The organism is Deltaproteobacteria bacterium HGW-Deltaproteobacteria-18, assembly GCA_002841885.1.
In the GTDB taxonomy this organism is placed as follows: domain Bacteria; phylum Desulfobacterota; class Desulfovibrionia; order Desulfovibrionales; family Desulfomicrobiaceae; genus Desulfomicrobium.
This window is the reverse complement of the sequence record PHBE01000015.1, coordinates 1-18,419: the sequence shown is the minus strand read 5'-3', so window position 1 is coordinate 18,419 and position 18,419 is coordinate 1. Positions and strand designations below refer to the sequence as shown.

The 18,419-nt window shown below is 55.7% G+C and carries 18 protein-coding genes; 7 read left to right on the top strand and 11 right to left on the bottom strand.

What is annotated here, in order from left to right; all coding sequences use genetic code 11:
• Positions 1 to 3 precede the first annotated feature (3 nt).
• Complete coding sequence (locus CVU60_13535) at positions 4 to 585, bottom strand: resolvase (GenBank protein ID PKN40868.1); 582 nt, start codon at positions 583 to 585, stop codon at positions 4 to 6.
• A 151-nt stretch (positions 586 to 736) separates the two neighbouring features.
• Positions 737 to 1,165: a hypothetical protein gene (locus tag CVU60_13530; protein ID PKN40867.1), complete on the bottom strand. Its 429-nt coding sequence runs from the start codon at positions 1,163 to 1,165 to the stop codon at positions 737 to 739.
• Between the two features lie 19 nt (positions 1,166 to 1,184).
• Here CVU60_13530 and CVU60_13525 point away from each other — a divergent pair, with 19 nt between their 5' ends.
• Positions 1,185 to 1,457 (top strand): sulfurtransferase, encoded by a 273-nt coding sequence (locus CVU60_13525; protein ID PKN40866.1) that lies wholly within the window; start codon positions 1,185 to 1,187, stop codon positions 1,455 to 1,457.
• Here the strand turns inward: CVU60_13525 and CVU60_13520 are convergent.
• The 3 genes from CVU60_13520 to CVU60_13510 all read right to left on the bottom strand — a co-directional run bounded on the left by CVU60_13520 (position 1,454) and on the right by CVU60_13510 (position 2,369).
• Positions 1,454 to 1,555 (bottom strand): hypothetical protein, encoded by a 102-nt coding sequence (locus CVU60_13520; protein ID PKN40865.1) that lies wholly within the window; start codon positions 1,553 to 1,555, stop codon positions 1,454 to 1,456. The two genes, CVU60_13525 and CVU60_13520, sit on opposite strands and share 4 nt — an antisense overlap.
• Before the next feature lie 9 nt (positions 1,556 to 1,564).
• The gene (locus CVU60_13515; GenBank protein ID PKN40864.1) at positions 1,565 to 1,774 is read right to left on the bottom strand and encodes a sulfur reduction protein DsrE; all 210 of its coding nucleotides are present in this window, start codon (positions 1,772 to 1,774) and stop codon (positions 1,565 to 1,567) included.
• 412 nt (positions 1,775 to 2,186) lie between these two features.
• Positions 2,187 to 2,369 carry a hypothetical protein gene (locus tag CVU60_13510; protein ID PKN40863.1) on the bottom strand — a complete coding sequence of 61 codons (183 nt, stop codon included), beginning with the start codon at positions 2,367 to 2,369 and terminating at the stop codon, positions 2,187 to 2,189.
• A gap of 134 nt (positions 2,370 to 2,503) precedes the next feature.
• Here CVU60_13510 and CVU60_13505 point away from each other — a divergent pair, with 134 nt between their 5' ends.
• Together CVU60_13505 and CVU60_13500 are read left to right on the top strand one after the other, a co-directional pair.
• Positions 2,504 to 3,238, top strand: a complete 735-nt coding sequence (locus CVU60_13505; GenBank protein ID PKN40862.1) for a hypothetical protein — start codon at positions 2,504 to 2,506, stop codon at positions 3,236 to 3,238.
• A 14-nt stretch (positions 3,239 to 3,252) separates the two neighbouring features.
• Positions 3,253 to 3,933 (top strand): transmembrane anchor protein, encoded by a 681-nt coding sequence (locus CVU60_13500; protein ID PKN40861.1) that lies wholly within the window; start codon positions 3,253 to 3,255, stop codon positions 3,931 to 3,933.
• Between the two features lie 695 nt (positions 3,934 to 4,628).
• Here CVU60_13500 and CVU60_13495 read toward each other — a convergent pair.
• Both CVU60_13495 and CVU60_13490 read right to left on the bottom strand, forming a co-directional pair.
• Entirely contained in the window at positions 4,629 to 5,156 is a 528-nt protein-coding gene (locus CVU60_13495; protein PKN40860.1) for a hypothetical protein, read from the bottom strand.
• A gap of 98 nt (positions 5,157 to 5,254) precedes the next feature.
• On the bottom strand, positions 5,255 to 5,485 hold the full coding sequence (locus tag CVU60_13490; protein ID PKN40859.1) for a hypothetical protein: 231 nt from the start codon (positions 5,483 to 5,485) through the stop codon (positions 5,255 to 5,257).
• Between the two features lie 213 nt (positions 5,486 to 5,698).
• Between CVU60_13490 and CVU60_13485 the strand changes: the two genes are divergently transcribed.
• Both CVU60_13485 and CVU60_13480 read left to right on the top strand, forming a co-directional pair.
• Entirely contained in the window at positions 5,699 to 7,456 is a 1,758-nt protein-coding gene (locus CVU60_13485) for a histidine kinase (protein ID PKN40858.1), read from the top strand.
• Positions 7,453 to 8,811 (top strand): two-component system response regulator, encoded by a 1,359-nt coding sequence (locus CVU60_13480; protein PKN40857.1) that lies wholly within the window; start codon positions 7,453 to 7,455, stop codon positions 8,809 to 8,811. The genes CVU60_13485 and CVU60_13480 overlap by 4 nt, the downstream gene beginning before the upstream one ends.
• 40 nt (positions 8,812 to 8,851) lie before the next feature.
• Here CVU60_13480 and CVU60_13475 read toward each other — a convergent pair whose 3' ends face one another.
• From CVU60_13475 to CVU60_13460, 4 genes are read right to left on the bottom strand one after another with little or no spacing between them, the layout of a single operon-like run.
• Positions 8,852 to 9,190: a hypothetical protein gene (locus tag CVU60_13475; GenBank protein ID PKN40856.1), complete on the bottom strand. Its 339-nt coding sequence runs from the start codon at positions 9,188 to 9,190 to the stop codon at positions 8,852 to 8,854.
• Positions 9,191 to 9,225: 35 nt separating this feature from the next.
• Positions 9,226 to 9,705 (bottom strand): hypothetical protein, encoded by a 480-nt coding sequence (locus CVU60_13470; protein ID PKN40855.1) that lies wholly within the window; start codon positions 9,703 to 9,705, stop codon positions 9,226 to 9,228.
• A gap of 10 nt (positions 9,706 to 9,715) precedes the next feature.
• Positions 9,716 to 11,128 carry a copper oxidase gene (locus CVU60_13465; protein ID PKN40938.1) on the bottom strand — a complete coding sequence of 471 codons (1,413 nt, stop codon included), beginning with the start codon at positions 11,126 to 11,128 and terminating at the stop codon, positions 9,716 to 9,718.
• Positions 11,129 to 11,159: 31 nt separating this feature from the next.
• Complete coding sequence (locus tag CVU60_13460; GenBank protein ID PKN40854.1) at positions 11,160 to 12,587, bottom strand: transporter; 1,428 nt, start codon at positions 12,585 to 12,587, stop codon at positions 11,160 to 11,162.
• Between the two features lie 637 nt (positions 12,588 to 13,224).
• Between CVU60_13460 and CVU60_13455 the strand changes: the two genes are divergently transcribed.
• A complete protein-coding gene (locus CVU60_13455; GenBank protein ID PKN40853.1) occupies positions 13,225 to 16,311 on the top strand; it encodes a chemotaxis protein CheR in 3,087 nt (1,028 codons plus the stop codon).
• On the top strand, positions 16,283 to 18,070 hold the full coding sequence (locus tag CVU60_13450) for a hybrid sensor histidine kinase/response regulator (GenBank protein ID PKN40852.1): 1,788 nt from the start codon (positions 16,283 to 16,285) through the stop codon (positions 18,068 to 18,070). Before CVU60_13455 ends, CVU60_13450 begins: the two co-directional genes overlap by 29 nt.
• Positions 18,071 to 18,419: the final 349 nt, after the last annotated feature.

Here is an 18,419-nt window from a genome sequence, read left to right as displayed (position 1 = left end):
GTGTTAGCGGGATTCCCTGGGCTGATCGCCGGATAAGATCCGCTGCACGGTATAGAGGCTGCACCCAACCTGCTCAGCTATCTTGCGCAGGCTCAAATCCTCAACACGCAGTTTGCGGACCAAGTCACGGTCTACGGTTTTCTTTCTGCCACCCTTCCCGTGACTGTACACGCCCTTCTCCTTGGCACGTTCAATTCCTTCCCGCTGTCGTTCAAGAATTACCGACCGCTCAAACTCCGCAAAAGCGCCCATTATCTGAAACATGAGCTTGTTCATAGGGTTGTTTGATCCTTCATCGAATACTAGATTTTCCTTGTGGAACTGCACCTTCACACCCTTGACCATAAGCTGGTCAACGAGCGTCTGAAGATCCTTGAGACTGCGGGCAAAGCGGTCGATTGAGTGAACGTGGAGCGTGTCACCTTCCCTCAGATATTCAAGGCAAGCCTGGAGTTGCGGGCGGTCAGTGCTTTTGCCGCTGGTCTTGTCGGTAAATATCTTGTCAAACTGAATGCCGGAGTCGGCAAGCTGACGATCGGTATTCTGATCTGTTGTGCTGACTCGAACGTAGGCGATGTGAGACATGGTGATGACCTCTGGGTGATGGGTTGAGTTTGTCTTTGTTGGGCCATATATACTGTCATCATATCATAGAGGTCAAGGCAAACGTACTGATAATTCAAAATTCCTCAGGTTATCAACACAGTTTTTGGCTGTTTATCCGTGCTGCTATCAACTATGCCGTTTGTGGAGTTTGTTCGGCTTGCCGTTTGACCATCCAGCCGCCTCCAAGATGGGCGAAGATCAGATCGAAGCCGAACTTTTTGTCGTATGTGGCGCTGGCACCTTCCTTCGCCATGTCGGTGTTGTCGAAATTGCTGACGTCGATATCAAGGCACACCAAGCGCACCTTATTGTTGTCATTCCTGGTCATCGCGATGATCCTAGGCTGCATTTCGTTCTTCTTACACAGTCTGACCGAGCACCGAGGCAACTGCGCGCCGAGATCCGTTTCCAGAGCGATCCGTTGAAGCCGTTGCCGCAGGCTCTTGTCGGAATGCACGCGTCCAAGTCCAAGGCTGGTCACGAAGAAATCGTTGTTGTAGTATTCGCGGGCATGGTTGAAAATAACTCGCGCCGGAAGCCGTTTCCGGCGCGAAATCAATAAATTAGAGGAATCTCACATGGCCGATACGCTGACTGCTCAGGAATTGAAAATGCTTATGGGCGCTTCTGGCGTCACCTTGCTCGATGTTCGCCGTAAAGGCGATCGGGAGTCCGGTTCTTCCGGCATTCATGGGGCTGTCTGGAAGGACCCCGAACATGTCGATGAGTGGTCTTCCGAACTGTTAAAGGACAAGCCCGTGGTCATGTTGAGGCTTCCTATTAAAAAAGTAACTTCCCGAATTTTTAACGGGTTTCGGGGTGAGAGAGGTCGTTTCGTTTATCGCAACTAAAAGTTGATGATTCTGTCAGCCAACTTCACTTGCTCGTACAGAAATTTCATGTTCGAAAGCGTACCATGTTCAATTGCATCCACACCGTGGACGCCCATGCACTTCCCTCAAGCTGCCAAGATGCCTTCGCTCAAGGAGAAAAGTTTGGCCTGTTCGTTAATTGGAAAAGTCGACGAATTTCCAGAGTAGAGGTTCACGGCCGGACCATTCAAAAAGATGGTTACGTCCTCACCCTCTGTCAGGAGAAAGTTGCCGAATCGGACAGCATTCCACTTGACCTCCGGGTCACTGCTAGAAAGTATGATGAGTATTTGCATGTTTACCTCCAAGTTGCTGTTTTAAAAATGCTTATTCGAATATTCGCGAGACGTAAAGCTGGCGTGAGAGAAGTGGCTCAGTTTGTTTGTGACAGCCGATACAAATTCGATCGCTGGAAAGTGACTGCCTTGATCTTTGTTAACGATTTCAGGATGGGCAAAGCGATGAAAGGCTTCCTGAAGCACATCGACCGTATGACAAGTCGTCAAGTATCGCTATTGAGACCTCCATTAAATGGACCTGTTGGGGACTTTGGTTGGCAAAGCCTTGGGCAGGCGGTCTTGATTTTCCAAAGGAGCACAGCTAGGTAGCAAAAACATTGATTGTTGGCCCTATTTGAAAGTCTTTTATTTAACAATATGCCTTGTAATATATCTGGTTCAAATGTTTTTTCGCTTCCAGCTTAACGTGTCATGTCTGATTGTGATTGTCGTATTTATGATGCTGCTCACCGCAGTGGGTCATCAGCATGATAATGGCTTTCATTTTGTAACTACCCATTCGCATTTTGGCGATTCCAGTCATGTTCATTTTGATCATTTTGGCAAATTTTCTGATTTTCTGAATGTTGATTCCATTTTTGAGATGTTTCATCTTTCTATAATCGACAATTATTTTTCTCTTTATAAATCAACACTGACTTCTTCGATAGATCGCCCTCCAGAACTCTGTCTTTAGTTCGAGTTTCTTCAAAATTTTAGAAGTTAAACTTTAATGTAGGATTTTCTATGTATCATATCTTTGCTTCTGGCAGAGATGTGTTGCTGCGCTATTTTAAGAATGTGCGGTTACCATTTCTGGCTCTATTGTGTTTGTCACTTGTTAGCGCTGATGTTTTTGCCCATGGCGTTGCGACGGGGGACAAGGGATACATCCAGGCGATCAGCGGGGTGCAGCTCTTTCCTTTTATATATCTCGGCGCCAAGCACATGGTGACGGGTTATGACCACCTTTTGTTTCTGATTGGAGTTATTTTCTTCCTCTATCGTCTCAAGGATATAGGAATATATGTCAGCCTGTTTGCGATTGGGCATTCTTCAACGTTGCTGGCGGGCGTATTTATGGGTGTGAACGTGAGCGCGTATCTCATCGATGCCATCATCGGTTTGTCGGTGGTCTACAAGGCGCTCGATAATCTCGGCGCTTTTCGTCGCTGGTTCGGGTTTCAGCCGGATACCAAGGTTGCGACAGTCGTGTTCGGTTTGTTCCACGGGTTTGGCTTGGCGACGAAGATCCAGGAGTTCGAGGTGTCTCCAGACGGCCTGCTGGCCAATCTCGTCGCGTTCAATGTCGGCGTTGAGATTGGGCAACTGTTGGCTTTGAGCGGGATACTCATTGTCATGGGATACTGGCGCGGAACATCAAGTTTCACAAGACATGCCTATTTCGCCAATGTCGCATTGATGACCGCTGGTTTCATGCTTGTGGGATACCAAATGACAGGATTCTTCTTCGTAGCATAATAAGGAGTTAATGTATGTATAATGCGAATATGCCAGGCAGCAATGATTTGCCGACATCAGGACAGTTGATTCGCTCTACAGTTGTTGCAATTATTGTTGCGACACTGCTGCTTATAACCACAGTATTGCCTGCTGAATACGGCATTGACCCCACAGGTGCAGGTGAAGTGCTGGGATTGACTGACATGGGGCGGGTCAAAATGGCTTTGGCTGAGGAAATGAGGGCGGAAAAAGAAATCGTGGCAGCCATGGAAAATGCGCCTGTAATGTCTGATTCTGAAGTCGAAGCGGTTCAAGAACTTTATGCGAGTGAGAAGGATGTCATCGTTCATGAGCAGTCAGAATCGTCTCCTGTTGCCGCAGACGCCAGCATCGCGAAGGATGAAATCAGTATAATCTTTGATCCGGGGCAAGGAGCGGAGATAAAATTGACGATGAATAAAGGTGCTTCTGTTTCGTACAAGTGGCAGTCAGATGGTCCCGTCAATGTCGATGTGCATGGAGATCCAGTAAACGCCCCGAAGGACTTTTACCATGGATACGGTAAAGGAAAAAACATCGCAAAATCAGAAGGTACAATCACTGCTGCTTTCGATGGAAAACATGGATGGTTTTGGCGCAATCGATCTGAAAAGCAAGTTAAGGTCAATTTGAATACCGAGGGTGAGTATTCAGAGTTTAAAAGAGTTTTGTAGTTTTTTAAATTAAGATGATTTGTGTGCCACCGAAGTCGGAGGCTTTGATGGCATTTTGTTGTGGTGCGCCCAGCATTCCAAACGCTAGTCAGTCTCCAAATAGCAACTTCACGGAAATTATCCTTATCGGAATATCACACAGTCAGATATCTTCAAAAGCAAACCCCCGATTAGGACGGGGGTTTGCCAGTAGTCTGATCAAGCCAAGCATTGAGGATGTTTTTGTCCAGATCACCGTCGGCGCGGGCGAAATGCGCAAGGAAAAAGAGAGTTGCTCTACACCCATGTGGAAGCACTGCATGGAGCACCCAACAACGCCCTCAAAAACGACCTAGGTCAACTCAAATCCCTTCCTAATCTCACGCCTCGACGACCTTCTGGCGCACGTAAGCGTGGTCGGCCAGGTTCACATCTTTACCTCAAGTCAATGTCTATTACTTCAGTTATGTGTTTGTTGAACCATACTCTGGGCGAATTGGTCGCAGCGAGATCCGTTTGAGTATGCGGACCTTCATTGGAGCCGCATGTATCCTGCAATTGTTGGTTCTCTGTCCCCGTCAAAGATGGACAAGATCGCCAGTCGGGATTTGGGTGAGCATTACACAAGCGAGACAAAAGAATCCTCCAAGATCCTGAAATCTTGGAGGGAAATTGTCGAGATTCTTACGCCTTTTTAAGCGTCAGCGTGGAGGGGATTACTGGTTGGCCGGAGTGTGGGCGTTATGGTCTACCGGACCTTGCCCGGCTGTGTCATTATTCGCGCCGTGCTGCATTCCTCCCATCATGCCCTTGCCTCCCATCATGCCCATTCCACCGCCCATTCCTTTGCCGCCCATCATGGGGCATCCCTTGCCATCCATCATGCCCTTGCCGCTCATGGGTACAATACCTTCCTTGGCCATTTGCTTATGCATCTTGACTTGTTCGGCATAGATCTTGGCGTTCAAGGCGTTAATCTCGGTAGTCAGTGCCTCGACCTTCTTGTCGTCGACTTTTTCACCGTACAGTATGGCGTTGAGTTCGGATTCCTTGGCGAAAACCTGCTTGTTCAAGTCAGCCGTGGCCGTCGCGAAATCCGAGCGCATCTTCTGCATTGTGGCGTGCTTTTCCGGAGTCATGTTTCCCATGCCGTCCATCATCCCTTGAGCGGATGCAAGGCCGACGAAGGCGGTGACAAAAGCCAGAGTAAGAAGTGTGGCAAAGGCGTTACGGTAAGTTTTCATTAGATTCTCCTTTTAGATGTTTATGGATTATTCTATATCCGCATTCAAAACAACAAAGTATAGTCAGCGATTTGATCGGACATCCGAATAACTGCCAGTTAGAGTATCGATTTAAGGGTGTTATATTCTTCGACGGTAATTTCGCCCTTGGCAAGCCTCAATTTCAAAATTTCCAGTGAATCGAACCTATCGGCGGCGGAGTTTCCATCGCGCCGACTCCTGAGCATCGTCCAGATCAGAGTGCCTAGTCCCGCCAGGAGCAGGATGCCCCACAGGGAGTGCCCCATCATCCACCCTCCAAGCCAGGGGTACGTTCCGCAGTTCCACATGACGTCTCCTCCACATTTATTTCGTCGATATTCAGTTACACATTGGCAAGGAACATGCCAGGAGCCGCGCACTTTTTATCTATCTGAAATTTATTGATTTAATTTGGTCCCAATGGGGTCGCGATGAGTGAGCACCCGCGGATGCGGGTAAAGATGTGACAGCGCTCTGGACAATGTGGGTAAAACGGTTACAGGTTGGTCGAGAGGTCATTCATGAACATGCAAGCAGACAGCCCGAAGAGTGCACGGGCAAATCCGTGGTTAGTGGCGGGGATGACAGTTATTCTTGGACTGGCGGTGTCGGTCTTTGCGGTGCGCAACGTCCAGCGCGAGAAGGAGCACATGGTCCAGAATTATCTGGAGCACGCCGAGGCCCTGTTCTGGGCGCTGGAGGCCGGAACCCGCATAGGCATGGGCATGCAAGGCAGCGCGGGCTATTTTCAGTCTTTGGTGGAGGAGACGGCCAAACAGCACGGCATCATCTATCTGACCGTGACCGATGCCAAAGGGCTTGTCCTGGCCCACAGCGACGCGGCCCGGGTCGGGTCGGCTTTTCATCCCCCGGAGGTCATGTCCGCCCGGACCTTGAGTGAAGAGAAGCAGGGGCATTTTCAGGAGATGGAAGGCGGGAGGGTTTACGAGGTGTATAAAAAATTTGTGCCTCTGCCGGGGGTGCATCACTCCATGTGGTGCCCGCCCCGCATCGGGGGTATGGGCGTGATGGGCATGCAATCTCAGGCGCAAGGCGGGGGCGACCATGATCCGTCTGTCATTTTTGTCGGCCTGGATGTGCGTCCCCTGGAGGAGGCGGTGGCTGACGAACTGCACACCAGCGTGTTGGTCACGGCACTCGTGCTGCTCATTGGATTGGGCGGCTTTGCCTCGCTTTTCTGGGCCCAGCATTACCGTCTCTCCCGGCGTCAGTTGCGGGATACCCAGGCCTTTGCCTCGGAAGTGGTGAGGTGTCTGCCCCTGGGGCTGCTCAGCACCGACCCCGATGGTCGGGTGGTCCTGTCCAACGGAGGCGCGTCGGCTCTCTTTGGGTTGGACAAAGAAACCTTACCGGGCATGCTTCTGGGAGGTTTTGGTGGCGTGGACTGGGCCGGGATCATGGCCGAGTTGGCAGACAAGGGCACGGTGCCGGAACGTGAAGTGACTCTCGTCGCGGGACCGGGCAAACGGGTCCCTGTCAATCTGGGCGCGTCCCGAATCGTCACGAACGACGGTGACTTCTTGGGCTATCTCTTTTTGCTGCGTGATTTGGCCGAAATTCGCCGCCTGCAGGGGCAGGTCCGGCGCAACGAGCGCCTGACGGCCCTAGGTAACCTGGCCGCCGGGGTGGCCCACGAGATCAGAAATCCACTCAGCTCCATCAAGGGTTTTGCCACCTATCTCGCTGGCAAGGTTCAGGGGCAGGACAAGGACGCGGCGCGGGCCATGATCCAGGAAACGGACCGCCTGAACCGCGTGGTTTCGGAGCTGCTGGAGTTCGCCCGGCCCGGCGAGATGAAACTGCGCGACGAAGATCTGGCCCAGGTCGTGGAGCGTGCCTTGCGTCTGGTCCGCGCCGACGTGACGGCCAAGGGCATTGCGGTGCGTTTCGAGCAGGAAGAGGCTTTACCGCGCGTCCCGCTAGACCCCGAACGTTTTACCCAGGCGCTGCTCAATCTGTTCCTCAATGCCGTGCAGGCCATGGACCAGGGCGGGACGCTGGAGATCTCGGTGGTCTCGGCGCCGGAAGCCGGGGTCGTGGTTCTGCGCATCACGGACACGGGCCACGGCATGGTCGCGGAACTTGTGCCGGACATTTTCAACCCCTATTTCACGACCAAAAGTTCTGGCACGGGGCTGGGTTTGGCCATCGTGCACCGCATCATCGAAGCCCACGGCGGCGAGATCAAGGTGGAAAGCGTGGTGGGTCAGGGCACGATTTTCACCCTACTACTACCCACGACCGGGGGGCGGCCATGAAACCATCCAAGATCACCATCCTCATAGTTGATGACGATTCCGGCCATCGGGGCATGCTTCGCACCCTGCTGGCCGATTGGGGCTACGTCCCGCATGAGATCGAGAGCGGGGAATCGGCCGTGTCCCTCTGCCGGGAGCGGGCCTTCGACCTCATTCTCATGGATGTGCGCATGGCCGGAATCTCCGGCATCGAGGCATTGAAGGAAATCAAGGTCTACAATCCGGCCATCCCCATCCTGATCATGACCGCCTATTCCAATGTGGAAACAGCCGTGGAGGCCATCAAGGCCGGGGCCTACGACTACCTGACCAAACCTCTGGATTTCGACGACCTGCGCCTGACCCTGGATCGGGCCTTGGACCATGCGGCTCTGCGCGACGAAAACAAGGCTCTGCGCCAGACCCTGTCCGCATCTTTCGATTCTGGCGGGATCATCGGCCAGAGTCCAGCCATGCAGCGGCTCATGGAGATGCTGGCCACCATCGCCCCATCCGAGGCCACGATCATGGTCACTGGTGAGTCGGGCACGGGCAAGGAACTCATTGCCAGGGCCGTCCACACCAACAGTCCACGCCGCAAAGGGCCCTACGTCGCCGTGAACTGTGCGGCCCTGACCGAAACCCTGCTCGAATCCGAGCTTTTCGGTCATGAGAAGGGCGCCTTCACCGGGGCCGACCGGCGGCGGGAGGGGCGCTTTTTGGCGGCGGACAAGGGGACTATCTTTCTGGACGAGATCGGGGAGATGCCCTTGTCCATGCAGGTCAAGCTCCTGCGCGTCATTCAGGAACGCGAAATTCAGCGCGTGGGCGGGGACCAGACCATTAAAGTCGATGTGCGCATCGTGGCCGCCACCAACCGCGACCTCGTGGCCGAGGTGGAGGCGGGGCGCTTCCGTCAGGATCTCTATTACCGTCTGAACGTGGTCGCCCTGGCCCTGCCGCCTCTGCGCGAGCGCGAGGAGGACATTCCGCTCTTGGCCGCGCATTTTCTGAGAAAGTTCGCCGAGAAAAACGGCAAGCAAGCCAAAGGTTTCACTCCTGAGGCCATGGACAGGATGCTCAAGCACTCCTGGCCCGGCAATGTCCGCGAACTGGAGAACGCCGTAGAGCGGGCAGTGGTTTTGGCGCTGGGGGAATACATCAGCGAAAGGGACCTGCCCCCACAACTGTCCGGAGCCGGCGGCGAATGCGGGCGTCCGGACGGCGGTTTTTCCAACATGACGCTTGAGGAGCTGGAGCGGCTGGCCATACTCGGCGCCATGGGCGCAGCCGACGGGAACAAGAGCGAGGCAGCTAGGCGGCTGGGCATCACGCGCAAGACCCTGCACGCGAAGCTGACCAAGTACGGAGAGTGATAATTCTCCATGGTTTTCCCGTACAGGCGCCCAGCCAGGATCAGAAATCTTTTTCCATGTCGGTAATCATGAGTGCCCCGCCCTCTTCGACGGCTCGGAACCGGACCTTGTCTCCGATGCGGACTTTGTCCAGCAGCGCCGCGTCTCTGACCTGGAAGACCATGGTCATGGGCGGCATATTCAAGTCCCTGATTTCCTCGTGTCGGATGGTTATCTTCTTGTTTTCCTTGTCGATCCTTCTGACGTCGCCCCGCGTCATATCGCTTTGCGCCACCACGAGGGCGGGCTCTTCCAGCACTTGGGAAGACGCGAATCTCACGGGCACAAAGAACGAAAAAACGCACAAAATCATGAGCATGAAGCACACATATCTACGCATGGCATTCCTCCTGGATCAGAGAATTTGAAAACGGGTCATTTCCCGGCAACACGGATGATTCCGATCATGCCCGCCTGATAATGCCCGGTAATGAGGCAGGCAAACTCGAACTCTCCTGGCCGGTTGAAATGCCAGACGACCTCGCCTTCCCCGCCCGGCGCGACATGCGCCATGTGCGCCGCCTCATGCTCCATGTTCGGATATTTGAGCATGAGCGCCGCGTGCGCCTTGTTTCCGGACTGCGTGCCGATGACGAACTCGTGCATCATGAGGCCTTCGTTCCTGACGACAAAACGCACGGTCTCGCCCAGTCGCACCTCGATTTCATCCGGCACGAAGCGCATGGTGTCGAGCATGCGCACCGCCACGGTCCGGGTCACGGCGGACGCGTCGCCCGCGATTCCCCATTCCTGCTGTTCTCGCAGGACGGGCGTGGCCGGTTCGTGCTCCGTGCCGTGACTCCAGGCTATGTCCGCGCAGAACAACAGGATCAGGGCCGCTCGCAGCATAATCATGGTCGCCTCCTTATTCGTGGCCGGTATGTCCGGGTTTGCGTACTTTAAGCTCGATCCCGTCGCCGGGTTCCTGCTCCCTGGGCATGGACAGGCCGCCGGGAGAAAAGTCCCTTGCCGGCTCGGCCAAGGTACCGCCGAATTCATAGGCCTGCGTTCCGGGCGGGTGCCTGAACCACTCGGGGTTTGAATAATCGCCTCGCTTCTGGTTCCGGCGCACCTTGACCACGCTGAACATGCCGCCCATCTCGACGCTCCCGAAAGGCCCGCGGCCGGTCATCATGGGGATGGAATTGTCCGGCAGCGGCATCTCCATCTCGGTCATGTCGGCCATGCCGCGCTCGCCCATGACCATGTAGTCCGGGATCAGGGACGTAATCTTGCGCGCAAGGCCGGTGTGGTCCACGCCGATCATGGTCGGTACGTCGTGCCCCATGGCGTTCATGGTGTGGTGGCTCTTGTGGCAATGGAAGGCCCAATCGCCCTCCTCGTCGGCCACGAATTCGATTTGCCGCATCTGACCCACGGCCACGTCAGTGGTGACCTCGTACCAGCGCGTGCCCCTGGGGGTGGGGCCGCCGTCCGTACCAGTGACCAGAAACTCATGCCCGTGCAGATGCATCGGATGATTGGTCATGGTCAGGTTGCCGATGCGGACGCGGACCTTGTCATTCAGGCGCACGTTCAGGGAGTCGATGCCCGGAAAAATCCGGCTGTTCCAGCTCCACAGGTTGAAGTCGAGCATGGTCATGATCCTGGGCGTATAGCTCCCCGGATCGATGTCATAGGCGTTCAGGAGAAAGACGAAATCGCGGTCCACCTCGTCGATCAGGGGGTGCTTCGCCTTGGGATGCGTGACCCAAGATCCCATCATACCCATGGCCATCTGCGTCATCTCGTCGGCGTGCGGATGGTACATGAAGGTGCCGGGTCGACGGGCCACGAACTCGTACACGAAGGTCTTGCCCGGCTGGATCGCAGGCTGGGTCAGGCCAGAGACGCCGTCCATGCCATTGGGCAGGCGCTGGCCGTGCCAGTGGATGCTGGTGTGCTCGGGCAGCCTGTTGGTCACGAAGATGCGCAAGCGGTCGCCTTCCACTACCTCGATGGTCGGCCCCGGACTCTGTCCGTTGTACCCCCAGAGATGGGCCTTGAGGCCAGGAGCCAGTTCGCGCACTACGGGCTCGGCCACGAGGTGGAACTCCTTGACGCCCTTGTTCATGCGCCAAGGCAGAGTCCAGCCGTTCAAGGTCACCACTGGATTGTAGGGGGGACCCGTCGGAGGGTGCAAAGGCGGCATGGTCTCCGGAGAATTCTGAACAACAGCCTCCGGCAGCCCGGCCAGGGCGACGCGGGTCACGGCCGACGCGGCCAGGGCTCCGCCCGCCAGTCCCGCCGTCTGCAAAAATCGTCTTCTGGAATTCATGTTGACCTCGCTGTCTCGTCCGCAAAAAAAATCAGTGTCCGGCATCGCGGGCCTCCCCTTGCGGCGCGGGTCCCGCAAGTTCGCCGCCGCCCTCGGTGCCCATGATCACGGCCTCAAGGGCCGCGTCGGCCAGCCAAAACCCCTCCAGGGTGTCAATCCCGGTCTGCACCACGCGGATCCGCTCCCTGGCGTCGGCCAGCAATTCGAAAACCCCGATGAGCATGGCGTTGTAACGGTACACGTTTTCCTCGGCCAAGACCTGCTGTAGGGGGATGATCTCCTCCCGGTAGTGACGGGCGATGTCGTGGGCGGTGCGGTACGCCGAGTAGCCTTCCCGCAGCCGGGACCCAGACCCGCGCAGGGCGGCTTCGAGCTCATGGCCGGCGGCCAGGGTGCGCGCGTTCATGGCCTCGCGTTTCATGCCGCCCCAGTCGAACAGAGGCAGGGTCACGTCCAGCTCGTAACCGCGTCCGGTGGCCCGGTCCCCGGAGTCGTTGTCAAACACCGTGTTGTGACGCAGTCCCGCCTCCACATCGACCAGGCTGGTCACGCGGCCGAGCCCTTGGGCCTTGGCCGCAGCCTCGAATTCGGCCTGTGCCAGGCGCACATCAAGGTTGCCCGCCCGCGCCGCCGAGCTCACGTCCTCCGGTTGGCGCGCGGAGTCCGGCAGATCAGGCAGGCGAGCAGGCAGCATGAGCAGGGGGACCTGGGATTCGGAGAGGCCTAGCTGGCGGATAAGTTCCTCCTGGCGGGCAGTCAGGGCGTGCCGGGCCAGGGCGAGCTGCGTGGCCGCGTCGGCGTAGAAGCCCTGCTGCCTGACCCGTTCGATGGTGTTAAAATTGCCAACCTGCTGCATGCGGCGAGCCAGTTCGGCAGAGGCCTCGGCGGCAGCAAAGACCTGCCGCGCATAGCCGAGACGCTCGTTTGCGGCCACGGCCCGCACCCAGGCCCCGCGCACCTCGGTGACCTGCCGCACCACATCGCGGGTCAGCCTGTGTTCTTCGGCCGCAACGCGCGATTTCGCCACGGCCTGACGCACTGGAAAGGTCAGCAGATCAAGCAGTCCGACGCTCAGAAGCCGGCCGAATTCGACCTCAGACAGAACATGGAGACGCTCGATGGAGAAGATAGGGTTTTCCAAGCGTCCCGACTGGGCCGCATCGGCCGCGTTTGCCCAATTCCGGGCCAGCAGGGCTTGAAACGAGGGGCTGTTCACCAGGGCCAGCTGCACTGCGGCCGGTTCGCTCAACGGTTTGGACAGCTGTTCGGACGCCCGCAGGGCCATGGCGTCACGTTGCGCGGTGTCGCGGGCCAGTGCGAGCTGGCCGTGGGTGAAGCCTGCGGCCTGGGTGTTGGTCCTGGCCACGGACTGATCGAAGTCAAATGTGGCGCAACCGGCCAGGCCGCCCAGTAGGACAAGAAGCGCACATCCCTTGCATAGGGCTGTCATCATGTTCATGGCGCGCTCCCGTGATCATGCGCCGGCTGCGACGCTACAGGGCTGGATCGAGGGGGAGCTTCGGCATCTTCCGGTTCCGCCGCTTCCCGCGCATAGGAGCTCCACCCGCCCACTTTCCCTACTCGTTTGTTGGACTGCCTCCAGGGAGCTACTGATTGGTGGCGGTAAGGCTGATAACTCTCGAAAACAGATTCGAAGTTTAGGGAAGAATTCCGGCCCCAGTCATCTGCATGCGTCTTTGTCACCTGACCAGCGTGCACCGGCAAGGCCGCAATGAACAAAAACACAAGTGTTTTCGTGAATCGGGTCATGAGTTCCTCCAAGGTTGCTCTTCCCAATAATTACCTTCTAAAAGGAAAAATCCCAACGTCAAGGAACGTTATATTTAAAATTTCTTGCACAATAGGGCACTTTCCCTTGACCGTGACCCTGCGGATGGGTGACGATTAAAATGAGTGTTTTTATTTGGCGGTCAAGTTTTTTGGCGCCATCCGATGGCGTTGATCCCACTAAGTGGGTACAGTTTTTTTCCGAACGATTCACCTGTCTCACATGGGTATTTTCGTTGTGACCATCGCGCCGTGAAACTTTAGTGACTTCCTGTTCGACCTTCATCCATTGCGAGGATGCCAGCCGCATGAACACAAGCAAGAAAAAGTCCACTTCAAAGGCGACCAAAAAGAACGCCACGGATCAGGGGACCGTCACATCTCCCGACGTGGCGGGGGATTTCCCGGAATCTTCGCCGAAATCATTTCCCGTGGTAGGCATCGGCGCCTCGGCTGGGGGTCTGGCAGCGTTTGAGGCTTTTTTTTCCGGCATGCCACCCGGCGCCAACCCCGACATGGCCTTTGTGCTCGTTCAGCATCTGTCTCCGGACAACAAGAGCATCCTGACTGATCTTGTCAGCCGCTACACGCGCATGCAGGTTTATGAAGTCGAAGACGGCATGGTCGTTCAACCTGGTTGCGTTTACATTATTCCTCCGGGTTATGACATGGGAGTTATGAACGGCGCGCTGCAATTGTTCAAGCCCCAGGCACCGCGCGGCCACCGTCTGCCCATCGACTTTTTTTTCCAGTCCCTGGCCCTCGACATGCGTTCCCGAGCCATCGGAATAGTGCTTTCTGGAACGGGGAGCGATGGCTCGCACGGTCTGCGCACCATCAAGGCGGAGGGTGGCATGGTCATAGCGCAACTACCCGAATCGACCGAGTTTGACGGCATGCCTGCCTGCGCCATTGCGACGGGTCTGGTTGATTTTGTGTTGACGCCTGACAGAATGGCCGAACAGATCCTTTCCTATTCCGCGCGCACTTGCTTGATGCCAGGGGCCCGCCTTGCCGATACGGTCGGGGACGCGGAGGGCCTGCTGCAACAAATCTACGTCCTGCTGCGTTCCAGTACCGGTCACGATTTTTCAGGTTACAAGCCAAGTACGGTCTGGCGGCGAATCGAACGGCGCATGGCCGTGACTCATATGGAAACGGTCGACGCCTACGTTCAGTACATGCAGAAAACGCACGGCGAGGCCGATGCACTGTTTCGTGACCTGCTCATAGGAGTGACCAACTTCTTTCGCGACCCGGAAGCCTTCCGGGCGCTTGAAGAGCAGGCCATCCCCCAGATATTTGCCGGCAAGCCTCAGGCTGGCCGAACCATTCGCGTCTGGGTTTGCGGTTGCTCGACCGGCGAGGAAGCCTACAGCATCGCCATTCTTCTGCAAGAGCGCATGGACGCGCTCAAGCAGAGCATGCCGGTGCAGATCTTCGCCACGGACATCGACAGTCAGGCGATCGCTATCGCCCGCACAGGACTCTATCCGGTCACCATTGTCTCGGACATGTCGCCGGAACGCCTGACGCGCTTTTTTACGCGGGAACACGCCGGCGTCGCCTACCGCGTTCACAAGGGCCTGCGCGATATGCTGATCTTTTCCGAACAGGACGTCATAAAGGACCCGCCCTTCTCAAAACTGGACCTGATCAGTTGCCGAAACCTCATGATCTACTTCGGTACTTCGCTGCAAAAAAGGCTCATACCACTGTTCCATTATGCTCTGAACCCCAGCGGCATGCTTTTTCTGGGCACATCCGAGGGCATTGGCGATTTTCTCAACCTCTTTGCCATCCTGGACCGCAAGATGAAGCTCTACCAGCGCAAGAACGACGTTTTTGCCCTGCCCCGCATGAACGTCGGGCAGATCGCAGGGCAGGTAAAGGCCTGTAATATCTCCGCACCTTGTCCGTCGGACACGATGGCCCTTACTGCGAAAAAATCTCTGCGCAATCTGACGGAACGCGGTATTTTACAGATGATCGAGCTTTCAGGAGTACTGGTCGACGATCGCGGAGACATTTTCTACCAGCACGGACGGACAGGTCTGTATCTGGAGTTGGCGCCGGGCGAGGTCGGCATCAGCAATATTATTAGAATGGCTCGGGAAGGCCTGCGTCAAAGCCTGACCATGGCATTGCACAAGGCTGTGGCCACGCGGGAGACGGTTCGCACTCCCGGAGTGCGCGTCAAGACAAACGGGCACTTCACTTCCGTCAACCTGACTGTCTGTCCGGTCGAGGACGACCAAGGCGAGACCGCCGCCCCGCTTTATCTGGTCGTGTTCGAAGAATTTCAGGATGTCGAGGCCTGTGTTGCTGAGGCATCCTCCCTGGAGGCTTGTGGCACCTCTGCCGAGATTCATGCGGAAAAGCGCATTGCCGCGCTCATGGACGAGTTAAGAGGTAAGGACGAATATCTCCAGGCTACGCGCGAGGAACTCGAGAGCGCCAACGAGGAGCTCAAGTCATCCAACGAGGAAATGCAGTCCGTAAACGAAGAGTTGCAATCCACTAACGAAGAGATGGAGACCTCCAAGGAGGAACTGCAATCGGTCAACGAAGAGCTGGCTACGGTCAACGCCGAACTGAACGCCAAGGTGGGGGATTTGACGCGGCTCAATGACGACATGAACAATCTGCTGGCCGGCAGCGGTATCGCCACGATTTTCGTCGATCACAAACTGCGCATCCTGCGCTTTACGCCCACCGCACGAGAAATCATCAACCTGATCGATAGCGACGTCGGCAGGCCCGTGGCCCACATTGTCTCCAACCTGGTCGATTACAATGACATGGTTAAGGATGTGACATCGGTGCTTGATAAACTGACAGTCAAGGAGGAAAGGGTCCAGTCCCTGGACGGCAGGTGGTTCTCGATGCGCATAAGGCCATACCGTACCCTTGGCAACGTGATCGAGGGGGCGGTGCTGACCTTCGTGGACATGACGGAAATGAAACAGATGGAAGACAAACTGAAAAAAGCCAACGCGCAACTTCGCCTGGCAACGCTCGTCCATGATGCGTCGGATGCCATGATCGTGCAGGCTCTGGATGGACGCATCCTGGCCTGGAATCCCGGCGCAGAGAGGACTTACGGGTGGAGCGAGGAAGAGGCTCTGAGGATGAACACGTCCGAGCGGTTTTCGCCGGAACAACGCGAAGATTTGATGGCCTGGATGAGAAAATTGTGTCATAAACGTTGTTCGAAGCCATATAAAAGTCGCCTTCTGGCCAAATCCGGAACGGTCGAGGTAGCCATCCTCTCGGCGACGCCCCTAGTGGATGCGAAAGGGAAATGGTATGCGATAGCGACCATCGAGCGAGAGGCTGGGGAATGTGATCCGGAGGAGAAACGCCATGACGAGCGAAAAAAAGGGCAGTCCTGATGGGTACAAACCCTCGTCAGATGAGTGCTTGTACCTTACGAATGCCTTCCGGGCGCAAGCCGAGGCGGTTGTCGAGGGAAGGACGGCCAAATCGCTGGCAAATCCTGGGGGCATGACGCCCACGGAAATGTCCGGCCTTTTGCACAATCTCCAAGTGCACCAGGTTGAACTGGAAATGCAGCATCAGGAATTGCTCCAGGCAAGAGAACAACTGTCCGCAGCCCACGAACGATATTTCGACCTCTACGACCGGGCCCCGGTGGGTTATTGCACTGTCAGTCAAAAAGGGCTCATTCTCCAATCCAACCAGACTGCCGCCGCGCTTTTCGGAGTCGTCAACGTCACGCTCCTGAATGCCCGATTCAGCAAATTCATCCATGAGGAAGACCAGAACCGCTATTACCTGAACCTCGGAAAACTCTTTGCGTCCGGGAATCCGCAGGAATGGGAACAGCGGATGCTGAAAAATGACGGAACGGTGTTCTGGGCGCATCTGAGGGCGACCCTCTCGCGTGGCGATGTGGCCGAGCCTGTTTGCCGGATTGTCGTGACCGACGTCTCCGAGAGGAAGCAGGCCGAGGCGGCCTTGCTAGCCGCGAAGAGCGGCGCCGAGGACGCCAACAGAGCCAAGTCCGAATTTCTGGCCAACATGAGCCATGAGATACGTACGCCCCTAAACGGCCTTTTAGGGATGTTGCATCTGATGCAGACAACGTCGCTCGATGAGGAGCAGGACAAGTTCATCGATATGGCCGTCCGTTCAGGCAACAGATTGGCGCGACTTCTGAGCGACATTCTGGATCTTGCGCGAATCGAGGCGGGCCGCATGCCCTTGAACAAGCAGGTGTTTTCGCTGTCCGAAACATTCGGGGCCTTGCAGGAAAGTTTTGAGCCAATCAGCTTGAGCAAGAACTTGCCGATACACATCGAAGTCGGAAAAAATGTTCCCGTCCGGGTAATCGGTGATGAGGTACGCATCCGTCAGATTCTGTTTAATCTTGTCGGCAACGCCGTCAAGTTCACCTCGCGAGGGGAAGTCCGAGTCGAGGTTTGGGTCTTACCTCCGATCTTGGCTGACAAGGTCTGCCTGCTTTTTATTGTCAGCGATACAGGCGTTGGCATTGCTGATGCCAAGATTAATGTCGTGTGTGAGCCATTCACGCAAGTCGGCGATACCTTAGTCCGCCAGTTTCAAGGCGCGGGTCTGGGGCTGGCCATCACAAAAAAACTTGTTGCGTCCATGGGAGGAACCCTGACTTTTGACAGCATGGAAGGACAAGGGACGAGCGTGTACCTGACGCTTGCTCTCGGATTGCCGGAACAAACTACAGAGGTGGCCGAAACAGGCGAAATTCATGGTTGCGCCGTGGTCAAGCCCTTACGCATTCTCCTTGTCGAGGATGACGAGGTAAATCAGCTCGGCACGAAGCTGTTGCTCAAGAAGATGAGGCACTCCGTCATTACTGCCGATGACGGAAGACAGGCGCTTGAAGCCATGCGCAACAATGTTTTCGACGGTGTTCTCATGGATGTGCAGATGCCGATCATGGATGGACTTGAGGCTACTCGGCGCATCCGGACGGATACTTCGGGAAAATTTGACCCGAATATCCCGATTGTCGCCATGACTGGTTATGCTCTCGTCGGTGACAGGGAAAGATTTCTTGTGGCCGGTATGACCGAACACCTTGCAAAGCCTGTTGCGATGACGGCATTGAACGATGCCTTGAAGCTAATTGAGCAGTATCGACAGCATTAGACTGGCAGTTTCGGGTGGAGATCTGCTAACCGCACGTCCCGTCAACACTTTGCGGGCATGAACAGCACGCCCTTTCATATCATGGTTTGAAATTATTGGAAAATGGGCTCGATTGAGCGCTTACTTTTTGCTTGATTCTGCGGGGTCAAGAATGTAGGTCATAAATTACGAAATGATTTTGTACTTAAATAGCTAAATTTGATTGATTTTGAAGAATTAGCTGCGATGCCTTTGCTAGTCCCCCCTTCGACAGAAGTGGCCCCAGAAATTTGCACAAGCCTTTAGGTGGGAACTCTGCTAGCCCCGACCCCTTCAAACGCAAATGATTAGGGAGCAGAGAATGACGAAG